The organism is Variovorax sp. RA8 (assembly GCF_901827175.1).
Classification (GTDB): domain Bacteria; phylum Pseudomonadota; class Gammaproteobacteria; order Burkholderiales; family Burkholderiaceae_C; genus Variovorax.
Genome location: NZ_LR594662.1, coordinates 2970554 through 2984534, shown reverse-complemented (window position 1 = coordinate 2984534; position 13981 = coordinate 2970554). Strand labels below are relative to the sequence as shown.

The 13981-nt window shown below is 69.6% G+C and carries 13 protein-coding genes; 11 read left to right on the top strand and 2 right to left on the bottom strand.

The features are described 5' to 3' along the window. Positions 1-3: 3 nt before the first annotated feature. Positions 4-423 (bottom strand): DUF4189 domain-containing protein, encoded by a 420-nt coding sequence (locus E5P3_RS14050; RefSeq protein WP_162586546.1) that lies wholly within the window; start codon positions 421-423, stop codon positions 4-6. A gap of 117 nt (positions 424-540) precedes the next feature. Between E5P3_RS14050 and E5P3_RS14045 the strand changes: the two genes are divergently transcribed. The 10 genes from E5P3_RS14045 (at position 541) to E5P3_RS14000 (ending at position 12170) form a co-directional block, all read left to right on the top strand. Further along, on the top strand, positions 541-1230 hold the full coding sequence (locus E5P3_RS14045; RefSeq protein WP_162586545.1) for a GntR family transcriptional regulator: 690 nt from the start codon (positions 541-543) through the stop codon (positions 1228-1230). Further along, complete coding sequence (locus tag E5P3_RS14040) at positions 1227-2102, top strand: phytanoyl-CoA dioxygenase family protein (protein ID WP_162586544.1); 876 nt, start codon at positions 1227-1229, stop codon at positions 2100-2102. The genes E5P3_RS14045 and E5P3_RS14040 overlap by 4 nt, the downstream gene beginning before the upstream one ends. Positions 2103-2105: 3 nt before the next feature. Then, positions 2106-3464, top strand: a complete 1359-nt coding sequence (locus tag E5P3_RS14035) for an NAD(P)H-dependent oxidoreductase (protein WP_162586543.1) — start codon at positions 2106-2108, stop codon at positions 3462-3464. 855 nt (positions 3465-4319) lie between these two features. Continuing rightward, positions 4320-5684: an aromatic ring-hydroxylating dioxygenase subunit alpha gene (locus E5P3_RS14030; protein ID WP_162586542.1), complete on the top strand. Its 1365-nt coding sequence runs from the start codon at positions 4320-4322 to the stop codon at positions 5682-5684. Positions 5685-5734: 50 nt separating this feature from the next. Beyond that, on the top strand, positions 5735-6364 hold the full coding sequence (locus E5P3_RS14025) for a hypothetical protein (RefSeq protein ID WP_162586541.1): 630 nt from the start codon (positions 5735-5737) through the stop codon (positions 6362-6364). After that, positions 6361-7230, top strand: coding sequence for a branched-chain amino acid ABC transporter permease (locus E5P3_RS14020; RefSeq protein WP_162586540.1), 870 nt, complete (start codon positions 6361-6363; stop codon positions 7228-7230). The genes E5P3_RS14025 and E5P3_RS14020 overlap by 4 nt, the downstream gene beginning before the upstream one ends. After that, the gene (locus E5P3_RS14015) at positions 7227-8168 is read left to right on the top strand and encodes a branched-chain amino acid ABC transporter permease (protein ID WP_162586539.1); all 942 of its coding nucleotides are present in this window, start codon (positions 7227-7229) and stop codon (positions 8166-8168) included. The genes E5P3_RS14020 and E5P3_RS14015 overlap by 4 nt, the downstream gene beginning before the upstream one ends. A 56-nt stretch (positions 8169-8224) precedes the next feature. Further along, positions 8225-9838 carry an ATP-binding cassette domain-containing protein gene (locus E5P3_RS14010; RefSeq protein WP_162586538.1) on the top strand — a complete coding sequence of 538 codons (1614 nt, stop codon included), beginning with the start codon at positions 8225-8227 and terminating at the stop codon, positions 9836-9838. Beyond that, entirely contained in the window at positions 9835-11010 is a 1176-nt protein-coding gene (locus E5P3_RS14005; protein ID WP_162586537.1) for a DUF1116 domain-containing protein, read from the top strand. The genes E5P3_RS14010 and E5P3_RS14005 overlap by 4 nt, the downstream gene beginning before the upstream one ends. 23 nt (positions 11011-11033) lie before the next feature. Next, positions 11034-12170 carry an ABC transporter substrate-binding protein gene (locus E5P3_RS14000; RefSeq protein ID WP_162586536.1) on the top strand — a complete coding sequence of 379 codons (1137 nt, stop codon included), beginning with the start codon at positions 11034-11036 and terminating at the stop codon, positions 12168-12170. 28 nt (positions 12171-12198) lie between these two features. Here the strand turns inward: E5P3_RS14000 and E5P3_RS13995 are convergent, their stop codons facing one another. Then, on the bottom strand, positions 12199-13146 hold the full coding sequence (locus E5P3_RS13995; protein ID WP_232073133.1) for a LysR family transcriptional regulator: 948 nt from the start codon (positions 13144-13146) through the stop codon (positions 12199-12201). 59 nt (positions 13147-13205) lie between these two features. On the opposite strand from E5P3_RS13995, the gene E5P3_RS13990 reads away from it, so the two are divergent. Continuing rightward, complete coding sequence (locus E5P3_RS13990) at positions 13206-13979, top strand: class II aldolase/adducin family protein (protein WP_197893965.1); 774 nt, start codon at positions 13206-13208, stop codon at positions 13977-13979. Positions 13980-13981: the final 2 nt, after the last annotated feature.

The window sequence follows — 13981 nt, the reverse complement described above, 5'->3', positions numbered from 1 at the left end:
CGCTCAGCCTGGCGAGCACACGCTGACGACGACCTTGCAGGGCTCGGTCGGCAGGTGGTTTTCACACTGAACGGCCGCAGCCTTCGCCGCGGCGGCCGCCGTGGGCGCGATGGCGGTGCCCCACTCCCCATAGTTGCCCTTTGCGAGCGCGCCGCAGGAACGATCGAAGTAGGTGAGGACCACGCAGGCGCCCGGACGGCCCGCTGCCCGATCGCACCGGGCGCGGGCCGCCAGCTCCGCCGCGTCGCGAGACGAATAGTTGAAGGAATAGCCGTGCCAGCCCTGGACGGAGGCGATTGCCCCCCAACTCGGAGCTCGGCCTGCGCCGGCGTCGGCGGGTTGCGCTGCGATGCTCGACGGGCCGCAGCACCCAAGCAGCGCAAGGGCGCCAAGCACCCTGACAGCGTGTGATTGAAAGTTCATTGCGTTGCCCATTTTGAATCAGCACCCGGCATCGCGCGGCACTGCGGCTTAGCGTTTGTCCCAGTGTCGAGGCGTGGCGAACACCGTACTCTGTATACAGAGTTCAGAATCGACCTCATGCCTGCCCAGCTGCTCCAGATCGCCGCCGCCCCCGACCTCGTCGACCAGGTCTACCGCGCCCTGCACGACGCCATCAGCAGCGGCTCGCTGGCGCCCGGCGAGCGCATCACGCAGGAAGACCTGGCCCGGCGCCTCGCCGTCTCGCGCCAGCCGGTGCTGCAGGCGCTGCGCCTGCTGAAGAAGGACGGCTTCGTGCTCGACGCGCCCGGCCGCGGCCTGCTGGTGGCGCCGCTGGACGTCGAGTGGATGCACAAGGTCTACCAGGTGCGCGGTGCGCTCGACGTGCTGGCAGCGCGGCTCGCCGCAGCGCAGCGCCATCGCATCGACCCGAAGCTGATAGAACGCGGCCGCCGTGCCGCGCGCGGCCGCAGCGTGGAAGCCATGATCGAGGCCGATGCCGCCTTCCATCACGCCATCTACGCCGCCTCCGGAAACCCGCTGATCGCGCAGAGCGCCGACCAGCACTGGCGCCATCTGCGCCGCGCGATGGGCGCGGTGCTGCAGTCCGTGCCGCAGCGCGAGTCGCTGTGGGACGAGCACGAAGCCATCGCGAAGGCCATCGCGGCCGGCAATGCCGACCGGGCTGCACACCTCTGCGACGCGCATGTCACGCAGGCCGCCCAGACATTGGGCGCGCGCCTGGCCGAACGTCTTTCCGCCAACGCCACCCACGGAGACACCGCATGAGACTCACCCCCGAGCAGCGCGCGCAGTTCGAGCGCGACGGCTACCTCTTCTTCCCCGGTCACTTCTCTCCCGAGGAGACCAAAGTGCTGACCGACGCGGTGCCCGCGCTCTACAGCCGGCGCGAGGCCTTCAACGTGCGCGAGAAGGGCTCGGACGCGGTGCGCACGAATTTCGCAGCCCACCTGATCAGCGAGCCCTTCGCCCGGCTGGCGCGCCATCCGCGCATGGTGGGCCCGGTGATGGACCTCTTCGACGAAGAGGTCTACATGCACCAGTTCAAGATCAACGGCAAGATGGCCTTCGAGGGTGACGTCTGGCAGTGGCACCAGGACTACGGCACCTGGCTCAACGACGACCTGATGCCGACCGAGCGCGCGATGAACGTGGCGATCTTCCTCGACGACGTGAGCGAGTTCAACGGGCCGCTCATGTTCATCCCCGGCAGCCATCGCAAGGGCGTGATCGAGGCACAGCACGACCTCACGACCACGAGCTATCCGCTGTGGACCATCGACCACGCACTGATCGGGCAATTGGTGGATCGCGCCGGCGGAAAGCACGGGGGCATCGTCGCGCCCAAGGGTCCGGCCGGCTCGATGATCCTGTTCCACAGCTGCCTGGTGCATGCCTCGGGAAGCAACCTCTCGCCGTTCAACCGGGTGGCGGTGTACCTGAGCCTGTGCGCGGTCAGCAACCACATCCGGCGCTTCAAGCGGCCCGAGTACATCGCGCACCGCGACTTCACACCGATTGCGCTGCTGCCCGACGACTGCCTGCTGAACCCCTGCCCGGTCGAGACGCCGTGGAAGGACGGCCTGCCCGAGAGCGCGCTTCGCACCTCGCTGGAAAACATCGACACCGTGGAGGCCTGAGCGATGAGCCTGCATCAACGACTCCAGCAGCGCGCCGCCGAGAACAAGCCGGTGCGCATCGGCCTGATCGGCGCCGGCAAGTTCGGTGCGATGTACCTGGCGCAGATCCCGCGCACGCCGGGCGTGCAACTGGTGGCCATCGCCGACCTGTCGCCCGATGCGGCGCGCACGAACCTCGAACGCGTGGGCTGGGTGCCCGGGCGTGCAGCGGCCCGCTCGGCGCAGGAAGCGCTAAGCAACGGCACCACCTGGATCACCGAGGACTGGCAGGCCGTGACCCGCGAGCCTTCCATCGACATCGTGGTCGAGTGCACCGGCAATCCCGTGGCCGCGGTCGAGCACTGCCTCGACGCCTTCGCGCACGGCAAGCACGTGGTCAACGTGACGGTGGAGGCCGACGCCTTCTGCGGCCCGCTGCTGGCGCGACGCGCGCAGCAGGCCGGCGTGGTGTATTCGTTGGCTTTCGGCGACCAGCCGGCGCTGATCTGCGACCTGGTCGACTGGGCGCGTACCTGCGGCTTCCCGGTGGTGGCGGCCGGGCGCGGCCACAAGTGGCTGCCGCATTTCAGCGAGTCGACGCCCGAGACGGTGTGGGGCCACTACGGCCTCACGCCCGAGCAGGCGAAGCGCGGCGGGCTCAACCCCAAGATGTTCAACAGCTTCCTCGATGGGTCCAAGCCTTCGATCGAGAGCGCGGCGGTGGCCAATGCGACCGGCCTGGGCGTACCCTCGGACGGCCTGCTCTACCCGCCGGCCAGCGTGGAGGACATCCCCTTCGTCACGCGGCCGAGGAGCGAGGGCGGCGTGCTCGAGCGCAAGGGCATGGTGGAGGTGGTCTCATCGCTGGAGGCCGACGGCCGCCGCATTCCCTACGACATCCGCATGGGCGTGTGGGTCACGGTCGAGGCCGAGACCGAGTACATCAAGAATTGCTTCGAGGAATACAACGCCCACACCGATCCGAGCGGGCGCTACTTCACGCTCTACAAGCGGTGGCACCTGATCGGCCTGGAGGTCGGCGTCTCGGTGGCGAGCGTGGCGCTGCGCGGCGAGCCCACCGGCGTGGCGACGTGCTGGAACGCCGACGTGGTGGCCACCGCCAAGCGCGACCTCGCCGCCGGTGAAACGCTCGACGGCGAAGGCGGCTACACCGTGTGGGGCAAGCTGCTGCCGGCCGAGCGCTCGACGCGGCTCGGTGGATTGCCGCTCGGGCTCGCGCACAACGTGAAGCTGGTGCGGCCGGTGAAGAAGGGGCAGAGCCTTTGCTGGGCCGACGTGGCGATGGACACCTCGACGCACGCTTGGCAATTGCGCCACGAGATGGAGACGATGTTCGCGCCGGAGCGCGCGAAGGCCGCCTGATATTTGTCCGCGATCGAACGCGGGAAGCGCAGTCCGGTGATTCGAGTCTGCGCGCTGCAAAGGCGCCTGCGGGTGTGCGGGGCGGCGTGCCACTGTGGCGGTCGTCGCTTCGCGCCGACTCCCCTGCGATGCTCGCGCAGCCGGCCTGCCGCGGAACTCGCGACGTTCACTTCGTTCACTCTGCTCAAACAGCCGCGGCAAGTCAGATTACGAAGCACGCCTGTCCTTCGGCAGGCGTGCCGGCCGGCTGCACTGCGCTTCTCGGCGCCACAGAGGCACGCCGCCCCGCACACCCGCAGGCACCTTTGCGAGAGACGATGTGCCGGTATCTAGAAAAGCACCCGGCGCTCGTTGCGGGCGGTAGCGCACCCCCGACGTGTCCTCCGCGGAAGGTGGTCTGCGGCCCGGGCGACTTCTGGGGCGGTGAGGAGCGCAGCCTGGGGGCGGGCGCGCCTGCCGAAGGACAGCCGCGCTTCGTGAACTGACTCGCCGCAGCTGTCTGAGCGCAGCGCCCGCAGGGCGCGCAGCGAGTTCTGCGGCGCCGCCCCCAGGCGAGCACCGCAACGGAGTCGGCGCGAAGCGCCGACCGCCCCAGTAGGAGCCCGGGCCGCAGACCGCCTTCCGCGGCGCGCAATGCCTCTGACTTGTCGAACGCGAATCCGCAGGAGAGCCCGAGGCACCGCCGCGAGGCGCCCTCCCCCTCTTTGGTTCACCGCAACTCATCGTGGTGCGGGTAACCCCTGACGTTCGGAAAAACTGAAGCTTCCTCAGCGATCATGTGAATTGTCCAGACCACCGACCCTCCCTACGATCCACCGCATCGCCCGTCCCACGGGCCATTGCACGGAGTCAAGGATGTCCAACAAGGTCTTGCTGATCAAACCCTATTCGGCCTACGAGCGCGAACAGACGCCGTCCGAAGATGCGGAGCTCACCCGCGTCGAGCGCGGCTCGCCGGCCGGCGAATACCTGCGCCGCTTCTGGCAGCCGGTGGCGCTGTCCTCCGAAGTCGGCGAGCTGCCGATGAAGGTGCGCATGTTCGGCGAGACGCTGGTGCTGTTCCGCGCGAAGAACGGCCAGCTCGGCCTGCTGGAGCCGCATTGCAGCCACCGCGGCACCTCGCTCGAATTCGGCATCTGCGAAGAGAACGGCCTGCGCTGCTGCTACCACGGCTGGCTCTTCGGCGTCGACGGCACCATCCTCGAGACGCCCGGCGACCCGCCCGAGTCCACCCTGCGCCACAGCCTATGCCACGGCGCCTATCCGGTGCACGAGTACAAGGGCCTGATCTTCGGCTACTTCGGCCCGCCCGCGCTCAAGCCCGAGTTCCCGATCTACGACTCCTACGAGCATCCGGGCGACCGCCTGGTGCCCTACTACATCACCTACCCCTGCAACTGGCTGCAGGTGCACGAGAACGTGATGGACCCGGCGCACGCCGTGTTCCTGCACACGCGCATCAGCTTCTCGCACTTCGCCGATGCCTGGGGCGAGCTGCCGGAGATGGACTTCGTGCCTACGCCCGCCGGCATGATCTACGTGACCACGCGCCGTTGGGGCGACAACGTCTGGGTGCGCTCCAACGACATCCTGCTGCCCAACCTGGCGCAGGTGGGCCATGTGTGGGAAGACGGCTCGACCCCGAAGGAGTTCGCGCGTGTCGCCATCACGCGCTGGACCACGCCGGTGGACGACACCACCTGCCGCATCATCGGCTGGCGCCACTTCCATCCCGATGCCGATCCGCGCGGCCTGGCCGACGAAAGCCGGTGCGGCGCCGAGTCGGTGGACTTCTTCGGCCAGGGCGGCAATCGCCCCTACGAAGAGCGCCAACGCATCCCCGGCGACTACGACGCGCAGATCTCGCAGCGCCCGATCGCCATCCACGCGCTGGAGAATCTCACGCGCTGCGACCGCGGCGTCGCCATGCTGCGCCAGCTCCTGCGCCGCCAGATCCGCCGCGTGGCCGAGGGCGGCGAGCCCACGCTCTCGCCGGTGCGCAGCGCAGGCCTGATCCCCACCTACACGCACGACACGGTCGTGCCGGTGCCCGCGCGCGGCGATGACCGCGAGGCCGACGGTGCGCTGCTGCGCGCCGTGGGCAAGGCCATCACCGACATCGTCGTCAAGGGGCCGCACCACGAACAGCCCGACCGGCTGCAGCAAGTGCGCACGCTGATCCGCGAGTTCGCCGAGCGCCAGCGCGAGACCGTGGCCTGAAGAGGCCTTTCGAAATCACAACCACGTCGTCATCCGAGGAGAGTCCTTCCATGCCATCCCCCATCCACCCCGGCCGCGTCGACTGGACCGGCGAGAACCCCGGCATCTACCTGAAGGAGACGCAGGACGGCCCCTGGACCGGCCTGGCCACCTTCTTCCGCGTGGTCTATTCGCCCTACGGCATGGGCAGCGGCGTGCTGGTGCTCGACCAGCCCGGCGAGGCCCGCGGCCTGCCCGAGGTGCACAACTTCTGCATCAGCGACAACGAGGCGCTCGCGCGCTTCCTGGTCGACAAGTTCTTCTCGCGCTTCGCCTCCTTCCGCGTCTCGCCGGGCATCGGCGCCATCAGCTACCTCGCGGCCACCGAGGTCCAGCGCGCCGGCGACACGCGCTCGCGCTACCAGGAGATCGTGAAGTCCGACGGCTTCGAGGTGGTGATGACCTGGGGCGGCCTGGGCCAGCCCTACGCGGTCGACATGCCGGCCGAGAAGGGGCCGACCAAGGAGCACCAGATGTACAGCCTGTTCATCGACGCCTCGGAGGCCGAGGTCACCATCAACGGCAAGCCGCTGAAGGGCCGCATCGCGATCCGCGACTTCGCCGACACGAAGAAGAGCACCGCCTTCCTCGCCTTCTCCGAGTCGTGGATGCAGGTCGCGCCCTCGGGAACTTCGGCATGACCGAGTTCTTCCAGTACCTGGCCTCCGGCCTGGTGGTGGGCTGCATCTACGGCCTGATCGCCATCGGCTACACGGCGGTCTACAACGTCACCGGCATCGTCAACTTCGCGCAGGGCGACGCATCGATGCTCGGCGCGCTCGGCGCAGTCGGCTTGCTGGGCTTCGGCGCTCCGCTGCCGGTGGCCATCGGCGCCTCGGTGCTGCTGGTCGGCCTGCTCGGCGTCGTGATGGAGCGCGTGGCGATCCGGCCCGCGGGCCCGGACGTGATGCGCGGCATCATCATCACGATCGGCGTCGGCGTCGCCTTCCAGGGCGTCGCGGTGATCGTCTGGGGCACCGACGCGCAGCCGCTGCCCGCCTTCTCGGGCGAGCAGCCGATCAGCCTCGGCGGCGTGACGGTGCCGCCGCAGGCCTTCTGGATCCTGGGCAGCGCGGCGCTGCTGATGGTGGCGCTCTACGTGTTCTACACGCGCACCTACCTCGGCAAGGCCTACCGCGCGTGCGCCATGGACCCTCGCGCCGCCGGCCTGATGGGCATCCCCACCGGCGCGATGCGCGGCATCGGTTTCCTGCTGTCGGGCCTGACGGGCGCCATCGCGGGCGTGATCGTCGCCCCGATCGCACTGATGCAATACGACAGCGGCATCTCGCTCGGCATCAAGGGCTTCGTGGCCTGCATCATCGGCGGCTTCGGCAATCCGATCGGCGCTGCGCTGGGTGGGCTGGTGCTCGGGCTGCTCGAGGCCTTCGCCACCGGCTACCTGAGCTCGGGCTTCAAGAATGCGATCGCGTTCGTCATGCTGCTGGTCTTCCTCTTCCTGCGCCCGGGCGGACTGCTCGGCGAACTCGGCACGGTGAAGCGATGAAAAAGCTGCTGCTCCTGGCCGCCTTCCTGGCCGCCGTCTACGCGGTGGGCAATGCCTACCTGACCAACCTCTTCGTGGTGGCGGCGCTGTTCGCGCTGCCCGCCCTGGGCCTGTCGCTGCTGATGGGCTACACCGGGCAGATCTCGCTCGGCCATGCGGCCTTCGTGGGCCTGGGCGCCTATGCGTCGGCGGTGGCCACCAAGTCGCTGGGCCTCGATCCGTGGTTGGGGCTGGTGCTCGCCACCGCGCTCTCGACGCTGGTGGCCTGGGGCATCGGCTGGCTGGTGTTCCGCCTGCGCGGCCATCACCTCGCGATGGCCACGCTGGCCTTCGGCATCATCGTGCACGTCGGCTTCGTCGAGTGGCGCTCCGTGACCGGCGGGCAGGACGGGCTCTCCGACATCAAGCCGTTCGCCATTGCCGGCTTCGCGCTGAGCTCCGACATGGCCATCTACCCGCTCGCCTGGCTGGCCTGCCTCGCGGGCATGCTGCTGGCGGGCAACCTCGTGCAGTCGCCGGCCGGCTTGACCATGCGCGTGGTGGCCGAGAGCGAACCGGTGGCCGGCTCCATCGGCATCGCGAGCGCGCGGCTCAAGCGGCAGATCATGGCGCTCAGCGGCGCCTACGCCGGGCTGGGCGGCGCGCTCTATGCGCACTGGCTGGGCTACATCAGCCCCGGGCCCTTCGACGTCGGCTTCTCGATCCGGCTGCTGCTGATCGTGGCGCTGGGCGGCTTCGCCAGCATCTGGAGCGTGCTCTTCGGCGTGTTCTTCGTGGTGCTGATCAGCGAGCTGCTCAAGCCCTTCGGGCGCTACGACGTGGTGATCTACGGCGTGCTGCTGGTGGTGGTGATGATCTATTGCCCACGCGGGCTGCTGGCCGGGCTGATCGACCTGTACAGGCGCTTCGTGCCTGCGCGCAAGGAGTCGGCTGCATGAGCCGCACTGCCGCTCCGAAGGCGAATAGCACCGAAGCCGGAGGCGAAGGTATTCCAATGAGCGCGAAAGAAATCCTCCTGGACGTGCGTGCGGTGAGCCGCCGCTTCGGCGGCCTGCAGGCGCTCGACACCGTGTCCTTCGACGTGGTCCGGGGCGAGATCCTCGCCCTCATCGGCCCCAACGGCGCGGGCAAGTCCACCATGCTGAACGTGATCTCGGGCGCGGTGCCCGCGAACAGCGGCGAGGTGCACTTCAAGGGCGAGCGCATCGACCACCTGCCGCCCGAGCAGGTCAACCGCCGCGGCCTGGCGCGCACCTTCCAGGGTGCCGAGGTCCTGCGCGGCCTGTCGGTGCGCGAGAACGTGATGGCGGCCGGCGTGGCGCGCACGCACAGCGGCGTGCTCGACGGGCTGGTCGGCATCGGCCGCGCCGCGCGCGTGCAGAAGCAGCTGCGCGAAGAGGCCCTGCGGCAGTTGCAGGTGGTCGGGCTGGACCACCTCGCCGACGCGCCGGCTTCCAAGCTGACGGCCGGCCAGCAGCGCCTGCTCGCGGTGGCGCGCGCGCTGGCCACGGGCGCCGAGCTGCTGATCCTCGACGAGCCCGGCGCCGGCCTCAACACGGTGGAGAAGAACCTGCTGGTCGAGGTGATCCTGCGCATCCGCCAGCGCGGCACCACGGTGGTCTTCGTCGAGCACGACCTCGGCTTCGTGGGCCGGCTGGCCGAGCGCATGGTGGTGCTCGACCATGGCCGCATGATCGCGCGCGGCCTGCCGGACGACGTGCGCGCCGACCCTGCCGTGATCGAGGCCTACCTCGGCAACACCGACGTGGCCGCCACGGTGCGGCCGGCCGCCACCGCCTCGATCGCGCCGCAGCTGCTCGGCATCGACGGGCTCGGCGTGCGCTACGACGGCCTCACGGCGCTGGACCAGGTCAGCCTGGAGGTGCGCCAGGGCGAGATCGTCGCGCTGATCGGCGCCAACGGCGCGGGCAAGTCGACCCTGCTGAAGGCCATCGCCGGCGCAGAGCCGCTGGCCGCCGGCCGGCTGCATTTCAACGGAGCCGATCTCGCGGGCGTGCCGCTGGAGGCGCGCGCCGGCCTCGGCATCAGCCTCGCGCCCGAGGGCCGCGCCCTGTTCCCCGCGCTGAGCGTGCGCGACAACCTGCTGGTCGGGCGCTATGCGCAGGTGCGCAAGGCCGGGCTGATGAACCTGCTGTGGCCCATGGGCCGCGCCGCCGCCGAGATGGACGAGGTGCTGGAGGAAGTGCTGCGCTTCTTCCCGCGGCTGCGCGAGCGGCTGCACCAGCAGGCCGGCACGCTCTCGGGCGGCGAGGGCCAGATGCTCGCGATCGGCCGCGCACTCATGAACCGGCCCAGGCTGCTGATGCTGGACGAGCCTTCCTTCGGCCTCGCGCCGCAGGTCTCGCGCGAGATCCTGGAGTCGCTGCCGCGCCTCACGCAGCTGGGCGTGACCGTGCTGATGGTGGAGCAGAACGCACGCTCGGCGCTGCAGGTGGCGGACCGCGCCTACATCCTGGTCAACGGCCGGCTCGTGGCCCAGGGCAGCAGCCGCGAGCTGCTGGAGCGGCCGGACATCACGCAGGCCTACCTCGGCTGGGGCGGCGAAGATCCGGCGGCGGCGAACGACCCGATGGTGGCGGTGGCATGAGGACGCAAGCAGACGCCCTCGCCTTCGATGCCATCACGCGGGTGCGCCCGCGGCTGGTGGACCTGCAGCGTGCCGGCGAGGCCATCGACTTCCCGGAGCGCACCGTGCTGCACGCCGGCCCGGCCTTCGAGAGTGCGGCCGCCGTACCGGCCCCGGTCGCGAACTCGGCCGCCGCGGCCCTCGTGTTCGAAGGCTGGGCCGAGGACCGCCCGCAGGCGCTCGCGATGCTGTCGGCCGGCGAGGTCCGCCTCGCACCCGCGCAGGACCACCGCTGCGCCGTACCACTGGCCTCTGTGCTCTCCCCTTCACAACAGGTGCAGGTGGTGCACGATGCCGCGGGCACGGCCGGGCCTGCTTATGCGCCGCTCAATGGCGGCAGCGGCCCGGCCCTGCGCCTGGGGCTGCCCGGCCCCGAGGTTGTGACACACCTGCGCTGGCTCAACGGCCCCTTCGCCGACGCCATCCGCGCCGCGTGCCGGCGCGGCATCGACCTGCTGCCGATCGCCGACCAGGCGCTGGCCGATGGCGACGACTGCCACGGGCGCACGCAGGCCGCCACGGCCCTGCTGCTGCAGGCCTTGGCCCTGCCCGCCGGTGAGGCGCAGCAGTTCCTGTCGACCTCGCCGAGCTTCTTCCTCAACCTCTGGATGGCCGCCGTCAAGTGCATGCTGGGCGCCGCCGAGGGTGTGCCCGGCAGCGCCTTCGTCACCGCCATGGGCGGCAACGGCGTGCACATGGGCCTGCAGCTGGCAGGCCGGCCGGGCCGCTGGTACACGGCCGCATCCTCGCCGCCGGTGGGCAAGCTCGAGGACGGCATCGCCGAATCCGACCGGCTGCCCGCGATCGGCGACAGCGCGCTGGTCGAAGCCTTCGGCCTCGGTGCCATGGCCTTCGCCCATGCGCCGCTGCAGCAGCAGGTGCTCGGCGCCTGGCTGCCCGAGCCGCCCGAGCAGCTCGCGCGCGCGCTGCTGTGGGACGTGCACCCGGCCTTCGCCGCATCGAATGCGCGCTGCGGCCTCTCGGCGCGCGCCGTGGCCGACACGGGCAAGACGCCGGTCGTGGCGCTCGGCGTGCTGGACGCACGGGGCCAGCGCGGCCGCATCGGCGGCGGCATCTGGCAGGCCTCGGCCGCGCACTTCGAGCACGCGCTCGCCGATCTCGACATTCACTGATTTGCAACCTGAAGGAACCCACCATGAAACGCTTCACAGCCCTTGCCTTCGCCCTGCTCGTCTCCGCCGGCGTCCACGCGCAGGACATCAAGATCGGCGGCCTGCTCGAAACCTCGGGCTTCGTCGCCTCGCTGGGCCAGCCCGGCCTCGACGGCGCCATGCTCGCGGTCGAGCAGGTGAACGCGGCAGGCGGCATCAACGGCCGCAAGGTGCAGTTCATCAACGTCAACTCCGAGAGCGACAACACCAAGACGGTGTCGGGCGCCAAGCGGCTGATCGAGCAGGAGAAGGTGGTCGCGATCGTCGGCCCGATGAGCAGCGGCTCCTCCTTCGCGGTGGTCGACACCATCGAGAAGGCCAAGGTGCCGATGATCGCCAACGGTGCCTCGCGCGGCATCGTGCTGCCGCCCGAGCAGAAGAAGTTCTCCTTCCTCGCGCCGCTGACCGACGTGGTGGTGCAGACCGCGATGCTCAAAGACATGCAGGCCAAGGGCATCAAGAAGATCGCCATCCTGAATTCCGACGTGGCCTTCGGCACCAGCGGGCGAGATTCGCTGGAGAAGCTGGCGGGCGAGTATGGCGTGCAGATCGTCGGGAAGGAAACCTTCGGCAATTCCGACACCGACATCTCGCCGCAGCTGACCAAGATCCGCGGCTCCGACGCCCAGGCCACGGTGGTGTGGGCCACCGGCCCGGGCCTCGCGATCTCGACCAAGAACCACCGCGCCCTGGGCATCAAGACACCGCTGTACCTTGCGCACTCGGCCAACGACTTCAACTACCTGCGCCTGGCCGGCGATTCGGCCAACGGCGTGCTGCTGCCCTCGTCGAAGCTCTACGTGACCAGTTCACTACCTGCCGGCGACACGCAGAAGCCGGTGGTGGAGCGCTTCGTGCGCGATTTCGAGAAGAAGTACGGCAAGCTGCCCGCCACCTTCGCCGGCAACGGCTACGACGCCGCGATGCTGCTGATGGAGGCGATCCGCAAGGCCGGCACCGACCCGGTCGCCGTGCGCGATGCGATCGAAGCCACGAAGAACCATGTCGGCGTGACGGCGCTCTACGCCTACGCGCCCGACGACCACTTCGGCACCAAGCCCGAGAGCGTGGTCATGCTGACGGTGAAGGCGGGCAAGTTCGAACTTGCCTCGGCCCAGTAGGGAGCCGGCGATGCGCCCTGACGCGGACTCAGCTGGCGGTGAACGCCAGGTCGTCGACCAGCGTGGTGACGATCTCCACCACCGCCGCGGCGGCACGCGTGAAGCGATAGCGATGCGAATGCGCCAGCACCAGGTTCGGCGTGCGCAGCGTGGACTCCAGCTCGCGCGAATGGGTGTTGGGCGGGCAGAAGTTCAGGAGCGAGAAGCCATGGCCGTTGGCAACCAGCCCCAGCAGCATGGTCATCGAGTAGACGCGGTGCGCGATGCGCGGCGCCACGCCGTCGGCGCTGAAGGCCGACAGCATGTAGTTGCGCGTGCGCGGCAGGTCCAGCAGGATCAGCGGCTCGGTCGCGAGCTCGCGGACCGTAAGCTTCGACCTGCGCAGCAGCGGATGGCCCGCCGGCAGCACGACCTGCAGCGGCGCGGGCCGCAGCACGATGCACTCGATGCCCGAGGGCACCTCGAAGTCGTACATCAGCGCCAGGTCGAAGGCACCGGTCTGCAAACCTTCGAGCAGGTATTCGTGATGGCCCTCGTGCCAGAACATCCGGGCCTTCGAAAAGCGATCGGCGAACTGGCGCATCAGCGGCGGGATGACGAAGGGCGCGAAGGAGAAGAGGCACGCCAGGTGCACGTGGCCCTGGATCTCGTGGTGGTCCATCAGCCGCCCGGAGCCGAGCTCCCAGGCCTGCTGCAGCAGGTTGCGGCACTCCACGGCGAAGGCACTGCCGGCCTCGGTCAGCACCAGGCCGCGCGCGTGCCGGCGCTGGAACAGCTGGACGTTGAGCGTGGCCTCGAGGTGCGCGATGGCGGCGGAGACCGCGGGGGCCGACACATGCAGCGCGTCGGCCGCCTTGTGCAGCGACTGATGGCGCGCGACCGCGACGAAGTAGGAGAGCTGGCGCAGCGAGAAGTCGGGCGCGCGGATCTCCGTGCTGCCCTCGCCTGCCGTTCGATCGCCTTGTACAGAGGGCACTGCGCTTCCGGGACGGTGGGGAAAATTCATTCTAGTCCGAGCTGCCACGGGGACCGCGCGTGACGGACATCAACCCCATCGCATTCGAGCCCGCCGGCAGGCCGCCGAGCTTCGAGGATGCGCAGACGCATCGCAGGCACGTCAAGACACGCCTGGCCGCGGGCTTTCGCCTGCTCGCGCGGCATGGCCTGAACGTCGGCGTGGCAGGCCATGTGAGCGTGCGCGATCCGATGATGCCCGACCACTTCTGGGTCAACCCTTTCGGCTTGCCCTATGCCACGATGCGGGCCGACGCCCTCTCGCTGGTGCGGCACGACGGCCAGGTGGTGAAGGGCGCGCCGATCAACGCGGCGGCCTTCGCGATCCATGCGGAAATCCACCGCGCACGGCCCGAGGTGATGTGCGCCGCGCACGGCCATCCGGTACACGGCACCGCATGGGCCGCGCTGGGGCGGCCGCTGGCGCCGATCAACCAGGACGTGTGCGCCTTCTTCGAGGACCACGTCGTCTTCGAGGAGCCGATGGGCCTGGTGCTCGGCATGGCCGAGGGCCAGCGCATCGCCGCCACGCTGGCACGGCACAAGGCCGCCATCCTGCGCAACCACGGCCTGCTGACGGTCGGGCACACGGTGGACGAGGCGCTCTGGTGGTTCGTGCTGATGGACCGCTGCTGCCGCATCCAGCTGCTGGCCGAGGCCGCCGGGTCGCTGCATACCCTCCCGGCCGAGCAGGCGCGCGACATCGCGCGCCAGGTCGGCACCTCGGACTTCGGCTGGTTCCAGTGCCAGCCGCTCATGGCCGAAGTCCTCCACGTCTCTTCCTCTCTCTCATGAAC

Coding starts and splice junctions, on each gene's coding strand:
- E5P3_RS14045 (WP_162586545.1), top strand. CDS start 541: ATGCCTGCCCAGCTGCTCCAGATCGCCGCCGCCCCCGACCTCGTCGAC.
- E5P3_RS14025 (WP_162586541.1), top strand. CDS start 5,735: ATGCCATCCCCCATCCACCCCGGCCGCGTCGACTGGACCGGCGAGAAC.
- E5P3_RS14050 (WP_162586546.1), bottom strand. CDS start 423: ATGAACTTTCAATCACACGCTGTCAGGGTGCTTGGCGCCCTTGCGCTG.
- E5P3_RS14040 (WP_162586544.1), top strand. CDS start 1,227: ATGAGACTCACCCCCGAGCAGCGCGCGCAGTTCGAGCGCGACGGCTAC.
- E5P3_RS14030 (WP_162586542.1), top strand. CDS start 4,320: ATGTCCAACAAGGTCTTGCTGATCAAACCCTATTCGGCCTACGAGCGC.
- E5P3_RS14020 (WP_162586540.1), top strand. CDS start 6,361: ATGACCGAGTTCTTCCAGTACCTGGCCTCCGGCCTGGTGGTGGGCTGC.
- E5P3_RS14010 (WP_162586538.1), top strand. CDS start 8,225: ATGAGCGCGAAAGAAATCCTCCTGGACGTGCGTGCGGTGAGCCGCCGC.
- E5P3_RS14000 (WP_162586536.1), top strand. CDS start 11,034: ATGAAACGCTTCACAGCCCTTGCCTTCGCCCTGCTCGTCTCCGCCGGC.
- E5P3_RS14015 (WP_162586539.1), top strand. CDS start 7,227: ATGAAAAAGCTGCTGCTCCTGGCCGCCTTCCTGGCCGCCGTCTACGCG.
- E5P3_RS14035 (WP_162586543.1), top strand. CDS start 2,106: ATGAGCCTGCATCAACGACTCCAGCAGCGCGCCGCCGAGAACAAGCCG.
- E5P3_RS14005 (WP_162586537.1), top strand. CDS start 9,835: ATGAGGACGCAAGCAGACGCCCTCGCCTTCGATGCCATCACGCGGGTG.